7 protein-coding genes are annotated in these 22,157 nt (G+C 32.5%); 2 read left to right on the top strand and 5 right to left on the bottom strand.

Annotation, left to right across the window (positions count from 1 at the left end; translation table 11 throughout):
- The first annotated feature begins 156 nt into the window (after positions 1-156).
- The gene (locus KM029_RS25665) at positions 157-2,487 is read left to right on the top strand and encodes an arylsulfatase (RefSeq protein ID WP_144077265.1); all 2,331 of its coding nucleotides are present in this window, start codon (positions 157-159) and stop codon (positions 2,485-2,487) included.
- A gap of 196 nt (positions 2,488-2,683) precedes the next feature.
- A complete protein-coding gene (locus KM029_RS25670; RefSeq protein WP_144077266.1) occupies positions 2,684-3,697 on the top strand; it encodes a hypothetical protein in 1,014 nt (337 codons plus the stop codon).
- Between the two features lie 1,017 nt (positions 3,698-4,714).
- Here KM029_RS25670 and KM029_RS25675 read toward each other — a convergent pair.
- The 5 genes from KM029_RS25675 to KM029_RS25695 all read right to left on the bottom strand — a co-directional run bounded on the left by KM029_RS25675 (position 4,715) and on the right by KM029_RS25695 (position 22,102).
- Positions 4,715-5,590, bottom strand: a complete 876-nt coding sequence (locus KM029_RS25675) for a helix-turn-helix domain-containing protein (RefSeq protein WP_240050373.1) — start codon at positions 5,588-5,590, stop codon at positions 4,715-4,717.
- A gap of 563 nt (positions 5,591-6,153) precedes the next feature.
- Positions 6,154-9,867 carry a LamG-like jellyroll fold domain-containing protein gene (locus KM029_RS25680; protein ID WP_144077267.1) on the bottom strand — a complete coding sequence of 1,238 codons (3,714 nt, stop codon included), beginning with the start codon at positions 9,865-9,867 and terminating at the stop codon, positions 6,154-6,156.
- A gap of 140 nt (positions 9,868-10,007) precedes the next feature.
- Positions 10,008-12,188 (bottom strand): T9SS type A sorting domain-containing protein, encoded by a 2,181-nt coding sequence (locus KM029_RS25685; RefSeq protein ID WP_144077268.1) that lies wholly within the window; start codon positions 12,186-12,188, stop codon positions 10,008-10,010.
- 2 nt (positions 12,189-12,190) lie between these two features.
- Positions 12,191-21,118 (bottom strand): LamG-like jellyroll fold domain-containing protein, encoded by an 8,928-nt coding sequence (locus KM029_RS25690; protein WP_144077269.1) that lies wholly within the window; start codon positions 21,116-21,118, stop codon positions 12,191-12,193.
- A 90-nt stretch (positions 21,119-21,208) separates the two neighbouring features.
- Positions 21,209-22,102 (bottom strand): tail fiber protein, encoded by an 894-nt coding sequence (locus KM029_RS25695; protein ID WP_144077270.1) that lies wholly within the window; start codon positions 22,100-22,102, stop codon positions 21,209-21,211.
- Between the last annotated feature and the right edge of the window lie 55 nt (positions 22,103-22,157).

Consider the following 22,157-nt stretch of genomic DNA (forward strand, 5'->3'; position numbering starts at 1 on the left):
CTCATCCATACTTTCAGAGAGGTGAATCTATATAATGTAGGTTTACCTCTTTTTTTGTTTCTATTTACATGAAGAATATGACTTTTAGTAGAGGGATTAACTAGCTATTAGTAAAGGTGTTATATTAATTTATCACCCTAATAAATGGCTTAACCTATGAAAAATATTCTTATTCTTTTCTTTCTATTTTTCACTCTAAAAATAGCTGCTTCGGATAGTGTAAAAGTAGACAGAACAGTTCTACCAATAAAAGATCCCTACAGAAAACACATTACAGTACAGAATGCAAGAAATGTAAAAGCGCCAAAACAATTTAAAGTAACTGCTCCAAAAGGGGCTCCGAATGTTGTGATAATTATGTTAGACGATGCTGGCTTTGGAACAGCAAGTCCTTTTGGAGGAATAGCCGATACACCACATATGGATAACTTTGCAAAAGAAGCTCTTTTATATAATCAATTCCATACTACTTCTCTTTGCTCGCCAACAAGACAAGCGTTAAAAACCGGAAGAAATCATCACACATGTAATCAAGCAGCTATAACAGAAATGGCGACTTCTTTTCCTGGCTACACAGGTCAATTGCCAACTGCAGTCAATTCTATTGCAACAATCTTAAATTATAACGGGTATAGTACTGGTGCATTTGGTAAGTGGCACGAAACAGCTGTCTGGGAAACATCCATTTCTGGACCTTTTGATAGGTGGCCAAACCGTCAAGGATTCGATGAATTTTATGGCTTTATTGGTGGAGAAACCAATCAATGGAGACCAAGTGTTTTTCATAACTTAAATAGGGTAGAAACTCCAAATAATCCTGAATATCACTTTATGAAAGACATGACGGATAGAGCTGTTTCTTGGGTGAATTTTCAACAGGCTATGACACCTGATAAACCATATTTTATGTATTTTACACCAGGGGCAGTTCATGCTCCTCATCATGTTCCAGAAAGTTATATTGTCAAACAAAAAGGTAAGTTTGATGAAGGTTGGGATGTTATCAGAGATAAAATTTTTGAAAAACAAAAGCAATTAGGCATCATTCCACAAGATGCTGTTTTACCTCCAAAACCAAAAGATATTAAAGATTGGAACAGTTTATCTGACCAAGAAAAAAAGCTTTTTGCCCGTCAAGCAGAAGTATTTGCTGCATTTTTAGAAATGACTGATTATGAGATTGGTAGACTATTGAGTAAACTTCCTAACCCAGATAATACTCTAATTTTTTATATTACTGGCGACAATGGAACAAGTGCCGAAGGTGGAATGGATGGCTTATTTAATGAATACACTTATTTTAACGGAGCCAATAAATTTAATACAGTAGACTTTATGATGAAATACTATGATAAGTGGGGTAGCCCAGAAACTTATCCTCATATGGCTGCTGGGTGGGCTGTTGCTTTTGACGCTCCATTTAAATGGACTAAGCAAATTGCTTCTGATTATGGTGGAACAAGAAATGGACTTATGGTAAAATGGCCTAAAGGTATAAAAACTAAAAAAGAAGTTCGACCACAATGGCATCATATTATTGATATTGCCCCAACAATTTTAGAAGCCTGTAATTTACCTGAGCCGCAGTTAGTACATGGTATCCCTCAAATTCCTATGGCAGGAGTAAGCATGTTATATAGTTTCGATAATAAAGATATAGCAAGCAGAAGAACACTACAATATTTTGAAATGATGGGAAATAGAGGGTTATATTATGATGGATGGTTTGCCGGAACTGTACATTCCATTGCTTGGAAACAAGTTCCTGAAGCACCCATAGAGGAAGATAAATGGTTTCTATATCATGTAGAAGAAGACTTTACAATGGCTAATGATGTTGCTGATAAGTACCCAGAAAGGTTGAAAATAATGCAAGATTTATTTAAAAATGAAGCTGTTAAATACAATGTATATCCATTAGATGATAGAAAAATTGAACGCTTAAATTCTAAATTAGCAGGCAGACCTGACTTAATGGAAGGTAGAAAAGAATTAACACTCTTAGGAGGTATGACTGGATTATATGGTAATAATTTCTTGAATATTAAAAACACTTCTTGGGAAATTGAAGCTGAAATAGAGGGAAAAGCTAAGGTAACACAAGGCGTAATCTTACAACAAGCTGGTAGATTTGGTGGGTGGTCTTTTTATGCTCACAAAGGTAAATTAGCTTACACCTATAACTTTTTAGGTATTCAGGAATTTACTACAATTTCAAAAAGTTCTCTTCCTAAAGGTAAAGCTACTGTAAAAATGGAATTTAATTATGATGGAAAGGGGAGAGGTAAAGGTGGACTTGCAACGATTTATGTAAATAATAAAAAAGTAGGAAGTGTTAAAGTGCCGTATACCCAAGCCATCGCATTTTCTGGTGACGAAACGGTGAATGTAGGGCTTGATTTAGAAACTATGGTAAGTCAAAATTATACACCAGAAAGCAGTAAGTTTAATGGTGAAATTTTATATGTAACTACGAAATTAAAATAATATATATTCATACAGTTCAATTAAACACGTATCTTCAATTGTTGAGGATATGTGTTTTTTTTTTAAAAATCTCGTTATTAATAAGATAATATTTCTTGTTTAGCAAAAGCTAATTTTATTATATTTGCTTCCTCACAATCAGACTATTGTGTACTTTTTAATATATAACTCTTCTCAAAAAGCTACTAAAACTACAATGCAATCTTACGAATCCAACTTAGAATACATGGTTCTACTACTTCTTGCTGTATATGCAGGAATGTTTATTATATCTAATTGGCAAAAGAGTAAACATAAGAACCAAGAACAGGAAACTGTTTCAAGATTTATTAAAGGATTTCAATATTTTGAATTAACAATGTGTTTCTGTTTTATCATTGTTGTATTCTTATTTGTTGCTTATGTTCCGTTATCTTTTTCCCCTTTTTTAAGTTTAGAACAACTAATTTATTATACAAAAGCACTTGCAATTTTTGTCATTACTTGTTTTGGAATAATCTCGTCACTTTTCAATTTTAAATACCATGATGAAGAGGGTATTGAAAAATTAAGTTCTTTTGGAGTTTTATGCATTGCTACTGTTGTTATTATTACGGTAATAAACATCAATATTGATTATCAACAAAAACAATTAGAAGGACTAAAAGCAAAGGAACTCTCTAGTTTACAAAATACTATGCTTAAAAAATCTCTTGCTTCATCAGAAAATCTATTTGATAGTCTAAGAGTTATGCTTAAATATAATGTAGATAATTTAGGGAAAAATGATGCAATATTAAGGTATGAAAAAGATCAAGTTATTCGATTAAATCAGTTAGATAATAAACACAAGAATGCTTTTAATAAATTAATTGAAGTGCAGGATTCTATAATCAATAAGACCTTATATGCATCTCAAAAATCAGCATCCATTCTTCAAAAAATAGATAATACTGATAGCTTAATCTTCAACCTAAATAAAATGACTACAGGGATTGATATGCAAATTGATGATGTTAAGAGAAGTATTGAAACCGACTTGGGTGATAAAGTAGATGCTAATACTTTATTTTTGAAAAATGAAATGAGAGTGCTTAAAGAAATTATGACAGTTAGAAATATTCAATTACAAGAACAATATAAAAGAGACTTACTCTATAAATTTTCACCTTATCAACCATCTGATTCACTTACAATTAAAGAAGTCATTAAGATTTTAGAATTGAATTAAAAAATAGAATTTGATACTATTCAATCATAATCTATCAATTACTCCACTATAATTTATCGTTTATATAGATGTAGATAGAATAATAGTAGTATAGATAGTAGTTATATAGAAAAGAGCTTTCCAATGGAGTGCTCTTTTTTTATGTCAAAATTTTAGATAATTCACTGATTTGTAAAGATTAACGCATTCAATGTCATATAGATATAGGTCAGTATATAAAATAGAATTTGATACTATTCAATCATAATCTATCAACTACTCCATTACAATTTATCGTTTATAAAGGTGTAGATAGAATAATAGTAGTATAGATAGTAGTTATACAGAAAAGAGCTTTCCAATGGAGTGCTCTTTTTTTTTTTACGCTAAAATTAAGGTAAACTACTGTTTATCAAAGCTATAATAACACAATTGATAACATCATATTATTTAACAAAATATTAACGGCAGATTGTGAAACATTAATTTATGTAACATCGTTACTATTATCAATGAAAACATTAAGTCAATAGAGATTGGAAGTAAAAAAAATAAAATCTGATACTTTTCAATCAAATATTGCAAATATGCCCACAATAATAACCCGTTTAACTAAGTGTAGATAGAATAATAGTAGTATAGATAGTAGTTATAGAAAAGAGCTTTCCAATGGAGTGCTCTTTTTTTTATGCCTTAAGATTAAAGATCTGCAATCTATTTTTTATATAAAAGTAAAAACCCGCTTCCAAAATATGAAAGCGGGTAAAACACTAATTGATGCTAATAAATCATCTAAAATTTGGGTAAAGAATCTATTTCTTATTCATTTTTAAAAGGTTATAGTTAATTAACGGGTTTCTACTTTTATGTTTTACCTTATTAATTTCAATGTGTTCCTAATAAAAGCCATACTTTAATTTTGTACATATAATTAATCTTATGTTAAATAGAAATCATATAAAACTACCCTAGTTTATACTTCTATAATAGTAACTGTAAATCAGTTGCTAAGAATGGTATATATTAGACCTACTTATCTTATCTATATTCTTTAGGTGTTATCCCTGTGTGTTTCTTGAAAAATTTGGTAAAGTTAGTAAACTCATCAAACCCCATTTTAAAAGCAACCTCTTTGAGTGGAAGAGAAGAAATTAACAGCGTTCTTTTTATTTCAAGCAAGACATATTCATCTATAAATGATTTTGCTGTATTTGAAGTGAAATTTTTTACAATATAATTCAAATGCTTTGAAGAAATAGATAGCATTTCAGCATAGTCTTTCACATTTCGAGTCTTTGAATAGTCTTTATTGACAAGTTCTCTAAAGTCAGAAAATAAAAGATATTGTTTTTTATTTTCTTTAATTAAGTTGAAAGCATGTACATCACGTTCCAGACGTAGTAAGAAAAGCTCTAAAATTTTGGCAATAATATCTAATTTTAAATAAGAATTTTCTTCTTTAAACTCTTTGGTGATTTGTGTAATAAAAAGGTCATTAAATGATACATCTTTAACTACAGGAAAAGATAAGTGATAATTGTAAAAATGAGAAATGGCATAAATGGATGAGGTTGAAAAATACTTTAACAGAAAATCCTCTGTAAAAACTATACAATAACCATCATAATGCAGCTTCTCTGTAAAAGCATGAATTTGTCCTTTTGCAATTTTTAAAACACTTCCTTTTTTAAGTTTATATTCATTGAGGTCTACCTGATGAGTCCCATACCCTTCGGTAATTACAAACAGATTAAAAAACTGAATCCGATGTAACTTCTTGGGGTTATGTCCGATAGTGTTTTTTAATCTTTCAAACAGTGTAGAAAAAGGGATAATTTCAAATCCATTCTCAAACGTATCTGTTTTAAATGATATGTTGGGTATTTTTTCCAAAAGCAATTCTTTAAAACTCAATATTAAAAAAAATATTGAAACTCACTTACTTTTTGGATACACTGCATTAAAAAAATAATTGTTTCTACTAAAAATAGTTTAAAATAAAAAAGGAAAGCTCAATAAGCTCTCCTTTTACTTTTCATTATTCTAAGTACTTTTAAAGTACTTACTTTACCTAATACTAACTATTTACTTACGTTCTACGATCAAACTTTACTTTTATTACTTAATATCCTGTCTACATTTATGCAAAAGACACTACCCAATTGCATAAATTATAAGTCAATCAATCTTTATTATTTTATAGTATTACTTTCTGTATTCGTTACTTTTTTTCTAACTTTTACTACTAGAAAATAATGGGCTATTAAATATGTCAATTGAATGAGCTTCTTCATAATTATTGTTTTTGTTACTTACGCAATAAAGACAGCTACTCTTAAATAGTAGACACTCCTATTTAAATCTATTTAGAATTAAATTTTAGCATATCTAATTTTGATAATATTTATATGAAATGTTTAATTGCAAATTGCAACTAAAAATAGGTAAGCATGAACTTAAAATTTGATTATAAACTATTATCTTAATTGTACTTTTCTACTAACTTTTTTTGTCCCTGAAGTAAGAACAATAATATAACTTCCTTCTGATAAAGAGTGTGTTATTGTAGATAAGCCATTAATACTAGCTGTTTTTAAACGTTTCCCTTCAAAATTATATATGTCTATTTTATCAAAAAAATTATCAATAAGGTGAATTTTCCCCGCTTCAACACCAATTTTTAATTTATTTCTATCATTTGTCAATTGTAATGGTGTATCAGATTCTAAGCGTACAGAAAACCTATCATTATAAGTACCTCTACTTAAAGAGAATGTAGCACTATCTGTAGATAAATTGTATCGTTGATTATTCTTATTATCATATAAGTAAAGTTGTAAGCTATCTAAATGTGCAGTACTGTCTAAAGCAAAAGTGATGTTCTGATCTGTACTCGTTTGTACACCTAACATTATTTCTTTATAACTAATAGCAGCAGCATCTAAACCTTGTATAACATAATCCTCAGTATCATTCGTGATTTTAGAATAGAAAGAAAAACCTTGATTCCCTTTTAATTTCTTGATGTCATACCCTCTATCATACCTGTCTTCAGCATCATCTAAAAATGCAATAAGCAGTTGGTTATATTCATTACGTTCTGTTGTAGCACTTAAATAAAATTTGGCTATATCTGTAGTCGATCTTTGAGGTGTTTCTCCCTGCATTTCTGGAGTAAACACTACTTCTCCATCAGAGTTTGCACCTACAAAAAAACCTTCAGCAACATTTACTGTTCCTGTACGGTTATAATATTTTACACCTCCATGTACATAACCAAGTTCTGGATGCCATGTTGCATAATCTCCATTTACAAAATTAATTGAAGCCAATGAATCTTGCTCCCAAAAATAAAGTGCATTAGTTGTTATATTAGTTCCTCTCGGACCATTTTCAATCAAAAATTGTTCTCCATCTATAGGTGAAATGTAAGGGTTTCCGATTAGATTAAAATCTATGGTAGGTTCATTTTCTACAGTTGTGTATAAAACTCCTGTATTAGGAATACCTCTAATACCTTTTGATGTAAAACTATGTGATGAGTACCCCTTGCCTACTTCCATTAAATTAGAAAAAGGAATCCATCGTATATCGTCTAAATTATAACTAGAAGTAATAGAAACTCTCGGTTCAAAATAAGTTCTATTACTACCCCAATTAAAAACTAACGATGTAAATGGCGTAGACCAATGCTGATAATTTTTTGAAAGTCCATTGCCATGTATTTGATAATCTACATATCCCGTTCCTGTTGCTTTATGACTCCCTTTTAAACAAATAAACTGATCTGAATTTAATGTAATTGTACCATTTATAATCAAATGTTCTTGGATAGATAAAGCTCCGGTTGGAGTAAAAGTTAAAGCACTACCAGAGCTCAAATGTAGATTTTTTGCAGAAAATGTAGAGTCAATAACTAGATTTAGTTGCTTTCCAATTACTGCATTTTTTTGGTTTGTAGGTGATCCATTAGACCATGAATTACCATTAAATAAGGTATATATGTCTGATACCTGCCAGCTCGAAGTTGACATATTGACCAGTGTACCAATTTTACGGTTATTGGTATGATCAAAAAGATTTGTACCTGAGCCATTATTAAAATTATAATAACTTACAAGGTTACGTTCTGAACCACTGCTCTCAGAAAACATATTACTTATAATATCTAATTCTGATCGTTCAACAGACCAGAATTTCAGTTCATCAATTTTGCCATTAAAGAAATGTATCTTAGTTGTTGAACTCGATTCACAACCAATAAACATAGGCAAAGCACCAATTCGAATAGTACCACCGGTTTTCCCTCTATCATGTGTATCAACATTTTCTCCATCAACATACAATTTGAGTTTTAAACCGTTCCATGTAAGTGCAATATGATGCCACCCATCAAAAATTGTTGGCAGTCTATAAGTTACTTTTCTGTATTTTTTATCTACATCATCAAAAATTTCACCTTCTATTTCTGTTCCATTTAATAGAATTGCAACACCACTATATTCAGTAGAACTTAAAATTTTCTGTACACTCGAACGCCTCCAATTATTCGCGTTCACCCATGTTTCTATAGTAAATGCAGACCTGTTTGGAAAGAAGTCAGTATCATAACCAGGCATTTCAACATAGTCATCCATACCGTCAAAATACAATGCATTTCCAGGTTCATCATTCTCAAATTGAATCACTATATCATTAGTAGTGGCATTAACGACATGACCATTTATCTCTCCTGAGAACGCATCATTACTAAATGACAAAGATAAATTTGATATTTTATCAGAGATATTATGATAACGAGCAGTGCCATCTAAAGTAAATGTTATAGTTGAATCATTTATTAGAAAAACTTCTTCAGACAACCCTTCTGGTATATGACTAAATGTAATTTTATTGGCAGTTATAACATCACTTGTAAAAGTATCTTTTGATAAACTAATGGTAAGAGTATTACTAATTCGACCATTATTGAATGCATTTTCTGTAAATGTTTTACCACTAAAAGTAATGATTGGGTTATGAAAATCTATCTGAACATTTGACAACGTATATCCGTCTACTTCAGAAGCATTCCCTCCACCAAATGCCGCATCTAAAAATGCAACTTCAATTGTATTGATACTATTACTTTCTGCATGTTCTGTTGCTGCCCCTATTAAAGTTAATTCTACAGTCGATGCATTTTTTAATACAGCTAACCCTGTAATTCCATCTGGTAAATTTGAGATTGACAGCTTATTTGTTGCGATAAAATTTTCATTGATCTGTCCGGTAAATTGATCTCCAAGTAAAGAAATTGTCATTTTACCACCAATAGTCCCATTGTTTGACTCAATAAATCGATTGCTGCTATAACTCAGGCTTGGATTTTGGAAAACAAAACCAATGTCCGACCTGGAATAATTAATTACTCGGTCTGCCTGACCATCTGTAAATGCTGTATTTTGAAATTGGAATGTTACATCATTTCTATTATCTGATGCTCTATGTGCTGTAGCATTTCCATTGTAAGAAATTAATAATTCTGTATCTGATTGCTTTATTGCTTGTACACCTAATCCACTTGGTAAATTTCCAACAGTTAGTTTTTCTTCTTGAATGAAATTTTCTCCATCTACCCCCGTAAAAGTACTTCCTGTTAAGCTAATCGTAAATGTTTCAGTAATTGCTCCATTATTATCACTTGCTTCTGAAAACAGAGAATCTGAATACGATAGCACTCCAGTGGGACACACAAAAGATTCTCCAAAGATAATATCCAGATCAATTCCTGCATGATTTACACTTCCATCAGAAACAAATTCTAATGTATACGTAACGCCAATCTCTCCCGTAAATAATGATGTATTTGTGGCTTGAATACCACAAAAGGTATTTTGTATTGTTCCTCCAGTACCTACGCCTTTAAATATAGTAAGCCTATCGTAGCTACATCCTGGTCCTGTTTCAATATCATAAGTACCACTAATAATTGTTTGTTTTCCTGTCTGACCAATAAGCACTATTGTTCCTGCATCATTCCCTTGGTAATTTCCATCACTACCTCCAGAATCATATATTTTTACATTACAATCTTGATTTACTGTTTGTGAGTTTGCGACATCAAAAACAACTTGAGATTGTTGCGCAAAACAAGGAATACTTAGTAAGCCAAAAAAGAAAATTATATAGTGTTTATTTATCTTGATCATTAATACGAGTAAAGAAAATCAACTTTTGCTTTAAAACTATTTAGCCTATACTTAAAACACTATTTATGGATTACATAGCGCAGAATCCATAAATAGTATCTTCCTTTCTTTATTCAATACATTAAAAAGTGCATTACTGCTTATTCTTTTATTATTTTCTTCCGTAGGACAGTGTTATCAGTAAGTATCTCTACAAAATAAACCCCACTTCTTAAATTGTCTGTAAAAGTGATTGTTTTGTCATTTAATGTAAAGTTACCATTGATATCTCTACCGTTGATATCTCTTATTTTTATTTCATCTATAACAAAATCAGTTTGCACATTTAATTGATTTTGAATAGGGTTTGGATACATTACTATTGTTTTTTCTAAAGAAGAAGAGGTACTTGTAATAGTAGCAGAAACTATCTTTAAATTATAGTTTGTTATTGTTGCTTCATCTTCTGAAATAACTGTAACTGTTATCGGACTACTAAAATCATAGGGAGCACCTGATGTTGCAGCAACTTCTCCGTTTACAAGGAATTTTGCTCCATTACTAATACTAAAAGATGGTGTAAATACAGCTATTGCAGAATTATTTTCATCTACTGTTACTAAAATACTATCACTCCTAATTGCAACATTGGTATTTGCAACTCCATCTAACATTACGTCTGTAACTACTGCCCCTTGATTTAATCTTGGATATGCAATACTGTATGCATATGGGCTTGTACCCAACTGACCATTATCAATAAATTCTGTAGTGTAATCAATGTTATACACATTATCATCTTCAGCTGAATAAACTTTAAAGTTTACATCATCTGTTAGATCATTGGTATATAACGTAAAATCTGAAATGTATCTATCTTGATCTGAAGAATAGACTAGATTTCCAACTCCTCTTATTTCATCATTCACAAAGGCAGCTACTTTATCAGTAATGTTATCTAAGATTTCGCCATTAATTGTTACAAATGATGAAATGTTCATTTCATATTGAAAATCAGACGCATCTACATTTTCTGGAACAACAGTTACTTGTATAGTGTGAGAAGCTGACCCATCTTGTGATATTACTATAAATTCTTGGCTATTAGAAAAATCATATGCAGTTCCTGCTGTTGCAGCACTAGAACCATTGTAGGTTAATGATGCTCCATTACTAAGTTCAAAAACAGGTGTAACAGAAGTGAAATCAGTAAGATGAAACCCAACTTCAAGAATTACTGCATCCGTTGTATATGTAGCATTTTTAACGGTAATTCCATTAATCGATAAGCGTTCAATATCTGCATCTGATGAAGACGCGGACGTTGAAAAAATATAAGGACTTGCAGTAGTACCTACAACTTTATTTCTTTCAAAAGACACACTTTTAGGTATAACAGTAACCGTCTGATTACTTGCTGTATACATTCTAAATTCTATTGCTTCGTTAATAGTATTTGAAAATACATTTAAATCAACAAAATAATCATTTGCTGTGCTATTGTGGGTTAATTTTGCTTTTCCTCTACATTCATTTCCTACAAAAGCAGCAATATAATCTACTTCATTTTTTCTAAAACCTGTTGTAAACAACTTCCCTTTAAAAGACATCATATTTGAGAAGTCTGTAGGGGTAACAGCATCGTTATCTATATCAATATATATTGTTCTAGAAGTAGATTGATCTGCAGATAATATTTTAAATGCTGTGCGCTGAGAAAGATCATAATCATTCCCAGAAACTCCTCTAAATCTACCATTACTATCAACAATGTGAGCTCCAGTAGCAACATCGAAAACAGGAATTACATCTGTAAGGTCCACATTATAAAATGGGGTATGTACAAAAACAGTATCCGCAACTGTAGTAATATTATCTACATTAAGGTTAGAGAAGGTTACCCCATTAAATGTAGCATCATTACTAAGTGCAGGACTTGCAATACTATAAGCTGATGAGGGTAAGCCTACACTACCATTAATTACGAAAGGGAGTGTTTCTTGAATTGTGGTTTCAGTATCTGAAGAATGATGATATACTTTAAAAGTAACATTCTCATTAATTGTATTTGAGTAAAGTGTGATATAAGCTAAGTACCTATTCACATCACTTTCATAGACTAATTGTGCAACTCCTCTGCATTCGTTATTTACGAATGCTCCAACAATATCATTTGTATTTGTAAAATCTGTACCATTAACATTCACAAAAGCAGTGACGTTCATAGTGTATTGATAGTCGTTTGGGTTAACAGTCCATGTGGGTACGGCAGCAAAGAGTAAATTACTCCCTAGCAAAAATGCTAGGGAGAATATACTCAGAATAGTTTTATTAAATTTCATAGTTATCTCTTAATCAATCTTTTGGTAAAGATACCTTGATTTGTGATCACTTCGACAACATACATTCCAGTTTTGTAATTATCTCCAATAACTACTTTATTTACTCCAATGTTGCCTTGTGCTTCTTGTGATTCTGTTATACGTCCGTCAACAGTATACACATTCACTTGGTAGTCTGTACCTAGTACTAATTCAAATTCTAAATTAAAATTAGTGCTTGATGGGTTCGGGTAAACTCTAAATTGTGACGAAGCAACCGGTTGCAGGTTAGCAGAAATAACATCTCCTAACTGAATTGGTGTTTGGTAATCTCCATAAATCTCATCTGCGGTAAATTCAAACTCGTCTCCAACGTTTTCGAATGAATTTCCATTATGGATAGAGTAATTTAATTTCTCTCCATCATTTGCAAATACTGAGATAAATGCAAGGTTTCTACCATCAATTTCAACAACGTTACCTATACCTCTTACATCATGGTGTTCATTGTTATATACATACACTTTAGAATATCCATCTGGAACTTCTACAACTGTACTCATATTAAATTCATACGCATTATGTACAAAGTCGGCTGCTATTGTAGGTGTTGCTTGTGATGAACGAGCATTAGATATTACTTTAGGATATGAGAAATCTTGAGCAGTACTGTTAGATAATAACATGTATCCTTCTCCAGTTTTCATAAAGTTTAAAGTACCTACCCATCCACTAAATTCATCGTAAACAGCAAATGTGTTATGTCCTTTAATAACATCTCCATTACTTGCATCGTAATAAGCTAATGCATCATTAACGGTTAAGTTATTATGCACAGGATATGGTAACCAGTTCCAACCAGTTTGTAATGATAATGAGAATGAATCTACATTTACCATTTCACCACTAATTACTAAATCATTAGCTTGGCTCATTTTCATTTTATACATCTTGACAGTAGACATTCCACTATTTGATGTAATTGATCCAGACCAACCCACTGACGCATCGTAAATATCGAATGCAGCTTGTTCTACAATTCTATCTCCTGTAGTAAGGTTTAACTGCTTTGTAAGTGTATCAAGATTATCTAGATTATTATCGTCTACCGATAAAGAAATCCATGTCCAACCCGAGTTTAAAGCAAAACTTTGCTCCATTGTGTTGGTATTAGAGAATAATGCTGGATTCGCTTTATTACCCGTAATCTTATCTTGTATAAATACTAGGTTAGCATTTCCATCAATCTCTGCATCTAGAATACGACCTGTTGTTGCATCCCAAATTTTAAAAGTGACTTCCTCACCTGAGCTCACATTAGAATAGACATTTAAATACAGGAAGTAATCGTCCCAATTTTTATCATATACTAAGTGTGCTTCACCTCTTGCCTCATTATTTACAAATGCACCAATTTTAGTGTGTTCATCTTCAGCAAAAATAGCGTTCACTTTTATCTTACCTACAACGTTCATGTTGTACTCGTAATCACTTGCAGTTACTGCCCAATTTGGAGCATTTTCTAATACTCTTAAATCGAACTTAATCTTCTCATCGTAATCATAATCTGTATCTAAATACAAATCTGTGCTGTATTCGCCAACAGATAAACTAGGATTAACCGATGCTGTAATTACTTTTTTGCTATCTGGTGCTAATGTTCCTGTAGTTTCTGTGATGTCTAACCATGTTGGAACATTTTCTATTGTAAATGGTTGATCAGTACCACCCATATTTTCTATAGTAATATCAAATGATTTTGATATACCTACATAATTTTGGATTGATAAGAAATCTAAACCATTATTTACACTCCATATAACTTGATTTTTACGTACATAAGCGGTCCAAGTAATTGGCGATGCCTGACGGTTTCCTTTTTCATCAAACAAACGACTTACCGTAATATCTAATACTTGTCCTTCTAAAGCAGACCAATTACTGATAACTGGCGTGATAATCATTTCATCCTCATTAATGATATAGTTTACAGCAAACATCTCTAAATGACGTTTTGGTTTAATTGCTGGAGAATCTTTATCAAAATTAGGAGTACCTGCGTTCATTAAACTTGTAGATGTAGCCACTATTTCATTGTTAGACATATGATAATATGTTGGTGCTACACCATCTACAGGATCTGGCTCATTCATTTGTAAATACAACATTAAACCAGTTGTAGAGAAGTTCACTTCGTAGAATCTATCTCTGTCTAATTGTTCTTTAGCTCTTGATAAATTCCATAATCTTAACTCATCTATTTGACCTGTAAAATGTCTGTCTACTTCATAAACGCCATTGTTTCTAAAACCTCTTGCACCTACAAATATTCTACTACCTGTAAATCCACTGATATCATTAGAAATATTTGATGATACTAGATCTGCATCTACATATGTTTTCAATGCACCTAAACGGTTCAGTACTAAACCTACATGATGCCATTGTCCATCAACAATATCACCTGTAAGTTCATAGGATACACCTTCATTTTTAAGGTATAATTTACCATTAGTATGTACATCTACCGACCATTTATTTGCCGATCCATTTGCTTCTATAACATCGGTACCATCACCTTTACCATTAGAGAAGATCGTTGCTTCTTGAGATTGATCCATTTTTACCCAGAATGATAAAGATAAATCCATCTCGTCGCTTATCTGAACAAAGCCAACATTATCAAGTGTAAGATAATCGTTATTTGCAAAGTTATATGCAGTACCTTTTGGTCTAATATCCCATTCAGCATTCATATATCCATGCTTATTTCGTGCTTTGTCATTTACCACATTATCACGTCCTTCATTCATTGGCCAATACCCTTGCAACCCTCTTTCAGAGCCTAATAAAGTAGAGTACATTTTAGCGTATGCTTCAGAAATTGATAATGCTTTAGACCATAAACGAACATCAAGAATGTTACCTTTAAAATCGCTTCCACCAAAAACTAGATTGTTGATGTTCTGTACGGCAAAAGCACCTGTATTTGTAACACCTAACTCTGTATCATCTTGGTAAATACGCATTGTTCCTGTTCCATCTCCATCATATACAAAAACATAATGGTGGAATAATCCATCTGTAGCAATAGACCCCGAAACCGATTGCGGGCCACTTCCCTGAATAGTCCATGTTAAGGTGTTACCAACTAAGGTTGCATCCATTCCATTTTCTTGAGCAAAGATTACAGCACTTGATTCTGTAGTTAAATTTCTCATCCAGAACTCTAAAGTAAATGCCTCCGTACTAATAGACGGTTTTTCTAACGTTACTTTATTCGATGCTCCTTGGAAGAACACAGATGTTCCATGACTGATCTCTTGATCGTTGGTTTGACCAACAATTTCTATATTACTGATTGCAGAGTTATACAAAACGTTTTCACTGAATTGCATTCTTAAATCCTCTCCTGCACTCAATATTCCATCTGCTGGAGAAGGAGTACCGAACGCTACAGGAATATTTAAATCTACTTTACCAGATACAACATTTGATACATATTCGGTACCATTACTACAATAAGAAATAGCACGTATATCGTAATCACCATCACTTAAACCATCCGCTCCAATATCCCACGAGAAGGTAATATTATCAGCATCCATTAAGGTGATTTTTTGCTCGTCTGCATCTACTGCAGTATTATATGCTGTTTCATCATTGTAATAAGTATGTAATCTAGACCAAGTTGGTGACGTAGATTTTCTATATTCTAAACGTACTTTTTCGAATGAATTGTAGTTACGAGAATAATCACCTAAAACAATTGGCATTGAGTTCGTACTACCATCATCATTAAAAGCAGTAGAAGCATTCATTACCCATTTATCTAAAGGTTTTTGTACTTCAATTTTAGTACAAGATGGTACGTAATGTAATGATACGTCAATTGTATGTTGTAAATCAGAACCTTCACAAATAGATTCTAAAACAATTGTAAGGTCTTCATAATCGTAAACATCAGGCTTCGACTTTTCAAAATATACTGTATATTTTACGGGTTGATCGTGTGGTACTTCTAAAGCTACACCACCTGCAGGAATGTTTGATATAATGTTATATGGATTGGTTGTATTATCAATATATAACATGAAACTCACATTCTCATTTAGGTCTGCATTAGTTGCATTTTCTAAAGTCAACTCAATAATTCCTTGTCCGTCTTCTGGAATATTAGAAAGGTTTACTACATCTGCAGAAATTTGTGGCTTTTCAATTTGCTGTGTTGCAATAGAAAGCTCAGATCCACCTGCACCAATAACGCCTTCTTCCCAGTTTTGGTGATCATAGAAATTAGAGATTGTTGCTCCCTCCCATGGACAAGATGTTCTTCCTGCCACAGTTCTAAAGATTGGCCCGTTACCATCAAAAGCATTCACTACATCAATACTCATATAGTTATCAGTATCATTGTCTGAAATTGTATACGAGAACGTTGTAGATGTTGCTTGTTCTAAATCTGTAGCTCCTGCAGAACTGAAACCAGCACTTGCAGACATTCCTAATTCAAAACCAGTATCATTCGCTTCTATACCTAAAGTGTATGCAAAAGAAGTTTCTACATCTACACCCCAAGCTACAGAATTAGCATTTGCAGTAAAAGTACTAATTGATCTATCAAGACCTCCTACACCATAATCAATAGAGATGTTATCACTAAACTGGCTGTTTACAAAATTTGCAAACTGAGCACCACCTTGTAAAACTCTATCAGATGATAAAATACTAGCTTTTAATGCTTCTTGATCGTTAAATGCTAAATACTTTGTTTTCTCGTTATTCTGAATAATCTCTTGCCATAATTTTATTTGCTGCTCATAATCTCTCTTTTTAAGAACACCAGGTGCTTCTGGATCAATTGTTCCGTTTTCAAGACCAACAACAAAGCTTTCATATTCTGGAATTAAGGTATTCAAAATATGTTTTTGAGAATAAATAAAGAACGTTTCCGAAGGTTCCTCATTAAAATAAATAGCTTTCTGCTTATTCAAGAATACAGTTGTTGTATTTCCATCTTCATCATACTTTACAAACTCTACATTATCAATACCTTTTACTAAAGTATCTGTAGCCATTAATTTGTTATATGATCCATATTGCAAGTTCGTAGACTGACCGATGTATAAATCACCATCAGCACCAACTAAATCTTCACTAGTAGAAATTGTTTGGCTAAACGAATACGTTTTTGTTACTGCGTCTGTATTTTCTGCCGAAGTACTTACGCTTAAACCTGCTTCAATATCGTTTGTGATTTCCGTTTTTATTACCGGACCTGCTAGACCACCACCTGCTTCGATTGTAGTACCTAAACTAAGTTTAGAATTAAATTCTGTACCAACAGAACCACCTAAAGTTAGAGATTCTGTAATACTAATTTCTGTACCTTCTTCGATAGATGCAGAACTACCTGAACCTGGAGGATCTCTAAGAATAATATCTGGAACATCTGGTGCAGCCGTTACAAACATTTGAGAACCATCTGGCTGACCACCCAAAACAATTCCTTCTTCTAAAATACCATTTGCAACATAATCAATTCCTTTAATTCTTAAGCGCATTGCCATAGAACGTCTAAAAGGTGCTGTTACTTGAGGTAAACCAGCAGTAAATTGATACACTGTTTTATTGCTTTGCTTCGGGTCTTTTGTAAAACTATCTGTACCTTCTAATGCAAGATTATTGTTTACAATATATTGACCATCAGTAACTGGAACTTCAAAAGATTCACCTGTTTCAATATTTTCATATTCCTCATAAGCAATCAAATCAATTGTATATTCCGCAAACTGATCATAAACTGGTACTTTATCTTCTGTATCTGTTGCAGGAGCAACCAAGTAGGCATACGTCTGGTTTTCTGCTCTTAATTTAGGGACAGCTCTATAGATAAAGTTTTGTATAAAGTTATAGGGTTCAGATTGTAAACCTTCTGTTTCTGTTCCATATTCTGATGTTTTCTCTCTCGTATATCCTGAATAACTTATCTCCTCATTTCCATTTAAAATAAGAATACTTGGGTTACTAGGAATTACAATACCTGTTGTCTGATTAATACTATAATCTAAAGGCAACAATTCAGCTCTATACTCACCGGTTTCTGCATTTGTAAAATAAGTAGTTGATAAATATCCTGTTGATGGATCTGCTCCATAAGGAAGATAATCAAAAGTTATACGTGCTGTACCAAGGTTGTTTACAGAAGATACTTCATCTTTGTAAGCCTCATCAGTACCTGCGTTGTATTCATATTCTACTTTTCCATCAAAGCCAAATCCAATTGGTTTTTCGGCTTCAATTTGTCCACCAACTATTCTACCAACAACAGTTACTCTTGTAGTATCTATAAATGATTTTGGTGTTTCAATGTGTTCAAAGAATTCATGGTATCCTTCTACAGGAAATCTACCACCATGCACTAAACCGTGTCCTTCTTTTCTTATTTCAATAAAGTGATTACCAATTGGTACATTAATTTCAAAGAAACCATCTTTACCTGTAACTACGGGTAATTTGTTTTCATCAAGAACCATAGTACCGTCTACAAATATATTTGCCCCATCAAGATATACTTTAGGGTATTCGTAAAGTTCTCCTAATTCATTTTCGAAATAGTGACCTTTATTGTATCTAATCTTAGTCCCATCTACAGTAACTAAATATTGATTGTAACCATCTTCTTCTATTTGAGTTACATTTTCTACTTTAGCAAGAGGTTCAAAGTTTCCTCTAACATCGTAATAAGCAATTCCTCTAAAAATAAAAGATGATATATCTGTAAAGTCTAACTGGTTAACTACTTCGGCACCTTTACCAAGGTAAACTACTTGCTGACCCGGGTCAAACTCGTGTACACCAAACAAAGGAGTAATTGCATAAGAACCACCATCTCCAGAATAAGGAATTGAGGCAATTACATAGTTACCATATGCATCTGTAACACCAAAAATACCCAACTGAGAAGTTGTAGGTGCATCAGCTGTCCATGTTGCATTATTTAAGAATGAATGTCTTTCATGAAAAGAAAATCCTTCTTTCGATAAATCATAGGCATACGCTCCAGTACCTTCGTCTATTCTTAAGTAAACCTCTAAGCCTTTTTCGATACCGCTTAAATATCTACGATAGTTCTTTTTAACTTCTTGATCTGTTAATGGAATACTCCAAAATCTAACATCATCAATATTACCGTTAAAACCTTCACCAACTCTAAAGTTGACATCAGAACCTTCGAATTTAGTAAATACTTTATCTGGAGTATCGTTACTTACAACTATACCCACCATATCTCTCTTTTCTGGAGAAATATTAAGTATGTAATCGTTATTTAAAAGACGACCATTAAAATACAATTGAGGAGTTTTATTATCTGGTAAAACTAAAGAGATATGATTAAATTGATTCATCACATTATCAAATGTCTCTAAAACATCTTCTCCAGAGCCATCTGCTGCACCTGTAGGCAGGTAATTACTTAGGTTATATCCAATCTCATCTGATAAAAGAGGAGATCTTAATACCATTTCAAAGCTATCACCATCTTTTGTATAGATTAACTCATAGAATGTAGTGTTATCATACACTCTAAATAATGTACCTTCACCATTTTTACTTAATCTAAACCACGATTGAATTGTGTAATCATCAGAGATATTTTCAACATCAACTTTAGATTCTACATAACCATCTTCGTCTACAACAACACTATGTGCTGAAAGAACAATGTCTCCACCCTGAGGTTCTGCACGTACAATTACATTCTCTACAGGGTTACCTCCTTCAAAAGCAATGTTACCTGAAACTGTAGCAGTAGGGTTTCTAAAACCTACTCCTGTTATGTAATTTGTATATCTAATATCTAATTCTGCTATTCCTTCTGCAACCACTTTATACTCATAAAGCACACCGCCTTCTACATGCGGATCATCGTAGAAGTAAGTATCACCACTTACGGTTGCTAATAATTTATAGTTTTCGATATCATCTTCATTATTAATATCAAAAGGTCTGCTATAAATTTTAAAACTTGTAATTACATCTCTATTGCTATATATATCCCATGAAATGGCTGTTTTATCACTAAAATAACCTTTTGAGACATCAAAAGAGCTTTTCGTAAATGTTGGAGTTGTATAAAAAACATCATAAGGGAACGACATGTTTAATCTTCCTTCTCTTATCGTTTCTCCATCTGTTAAGCTAGTGTCATCTTCTCTGTAGATATCGTAATCTTTTTCAATATTATAAGGCAATATAGGCGCCCCAATATGAAAATTGATGTACTCTCCATTATCATGGATTTCTTTCTTCTCACCTGCAAAAATACCTTCTACAATTGGAACTCTTGGTTGTGAAGGTCCTTCCCCTTCATCTCTTTCTGGAAAATTACCAGAAGAAAAACCATCAATGTAATCTACTTTTATTCCAGATTTATTAGAATAGGCTATTTGATTAACGGTTGCATCAATAAAAGCACCATTCAGAAAAGATACGCCAATGTTACTTACATCGTCTGTACTCACGTGATTAGCGGCAATACCGTTTAACTTTAAATGAACCTCTGTGTTTGATTCAATAATAGCATAAGCAGTTAACCCCTCAGGTATATTAGCAAAAACAACTACACCTTTGCCAACTAACTCTGTTCCTTTTTTACCATTAAAAATAACATTGTTAGCTGTTACAATAATAGCATTTTCTATCGATCCATTATTAGAATGGCTCTCGTTAAACTTTAAATTAGACCAACTTAAACTTTTTGAAAATAATGTATTTTTATAATCTTTATCTCGAAAATCATCGACTAATTCTACCTTACTAGAGGTAGTGCTCATTAACAGTGTGGTGGTAGGGTTATCATTGTCATCGTTCGTACTACGATGAATCGTATCTGATATACCTACTAGTCCTGTCAATGAAAACATTAGCAGTAATAGTAATTTTTTCATTGAATTTGGGTCAGTTCTATAGAAGCTATCACTTTGTGAGCCTTTATAGAGTTAGTAATAAATTAGGTTTACTTAAAATTGTAATTTCTATTACAGCTTGATTATGTATGTTACACCATAACTGGCAGGTCTGTTTTCTGAACCACTGTTAGCCGTAGGATTACCCGAATTACCAGACATATTATGATTATGATCAGGAATGTTATTAGTATGTGTTTTAGTACCATAACCATATCCACCTGTATCATACCAAGTTTTATTATCACCATCTCCATGCGGGTAAGTAATATATTTCTCTCCATGGGCACCTGCATCACTTAATACATATGTACCTACTGAATGGTTGTGATTTCGAACTTGATCTTTCTCGTAATTATTTAAATTCGGACCTGTTAAAAATTCATCACTACTATTTTTATACGCTCCACTTGTACCTGTACCTCTTAAAAAAATACCTCTTAAATCTGGAGCATTATTTACACCTAAAACATCTTTCAATACTGTATTACTCGGTACTGAACTACCGTCACATATCATCCAACCTGCTGGAGCCGAAGCACCTACATAAGGCATAATAGATCCTGCTGGAGCTCCATTTGATGCTTGATAAGCATAAGGAACATAATTGAACGGTTGATCTGAAATGATATTTGTTTGTCCATCATTGGTAACTGAAACAACTAATTTTAAGTTACCATGTCCGTAAGGAACATTAGCGATATTTCCTGATTTGTTGTTTCCTTGTCCGATTACATGTGAAAATACTCCATAAGTATCTGTTTGAATTGCTTTTGTCTCACTGTAATAAGTACTTGATCCATTACTGCTTTGCACTGAAAATGAAAAACTTAAAAGTTTATCGCTTAGTGCTGCGTGTCCTGCGTTTCGTGCCACCCCTTGGATTACAAAACCTTGTGCGATAACTAAGTGACTCGCTAAAACAAGGATAATAGTGGTGAAGAATCTAGATAAATTAAGTAGCATAAAATAAAATTTAGTGTTAATAATTGGGTGTAGTAATAATTGTCATAACTATAAG

The organism is Flammeovirga kamogawensis, from assembly GCF_018736065.1.
GTDB classification, from domain to species: Bacteria; Bacteroidota; Bacteroidia; order Cytophagales; family Flammeovirgaceae; genus Flammeovirga; species Flammeovirga kamogawensis.

Coding starts and splice junctions, on each gene's coding strand:
- KM029_RS25670 (WP_144077266.1), top strand. CDS start 2,684: ATGCAATCTTACGAATCCAACTTAGAATACATGGTTCTACTACTTCTT.
- KM029_RS25695 (WP_144077270.1), bottom strand. CDS start 22,102: ATGCTACTTAATTTATCTAGATTCTTCACCACTATTATCCTTGTTTTA.
- KM029_RS25680 (WP_144077267.1), bottom strand. CDS start 9,867: ATGATCAAGATAAATAAACACTATATAATTTTCTTTTTTGGCTTACTA.
- KM029_RS25665 (WP_144077265.1), top strand. CDS start 157: ATGAAAAATATTCTTATTCTTTTCTTTCTATTTTTCACTCTAAAAATA.
- KM029_RS25685 (WP_144077268.1), bottom strand. CDS start 12,188: ATGAAATTTAATAAAACTATTCTGAGTATATTCTCCCTAGCATTTTTG.
- KM029_RS25690 (WP_144077269.1), bottom strand. CDS start 21,118: ATGAAAAAATTACTATTACTGCTAATGTTTTCATTGACAGGACTAGTA.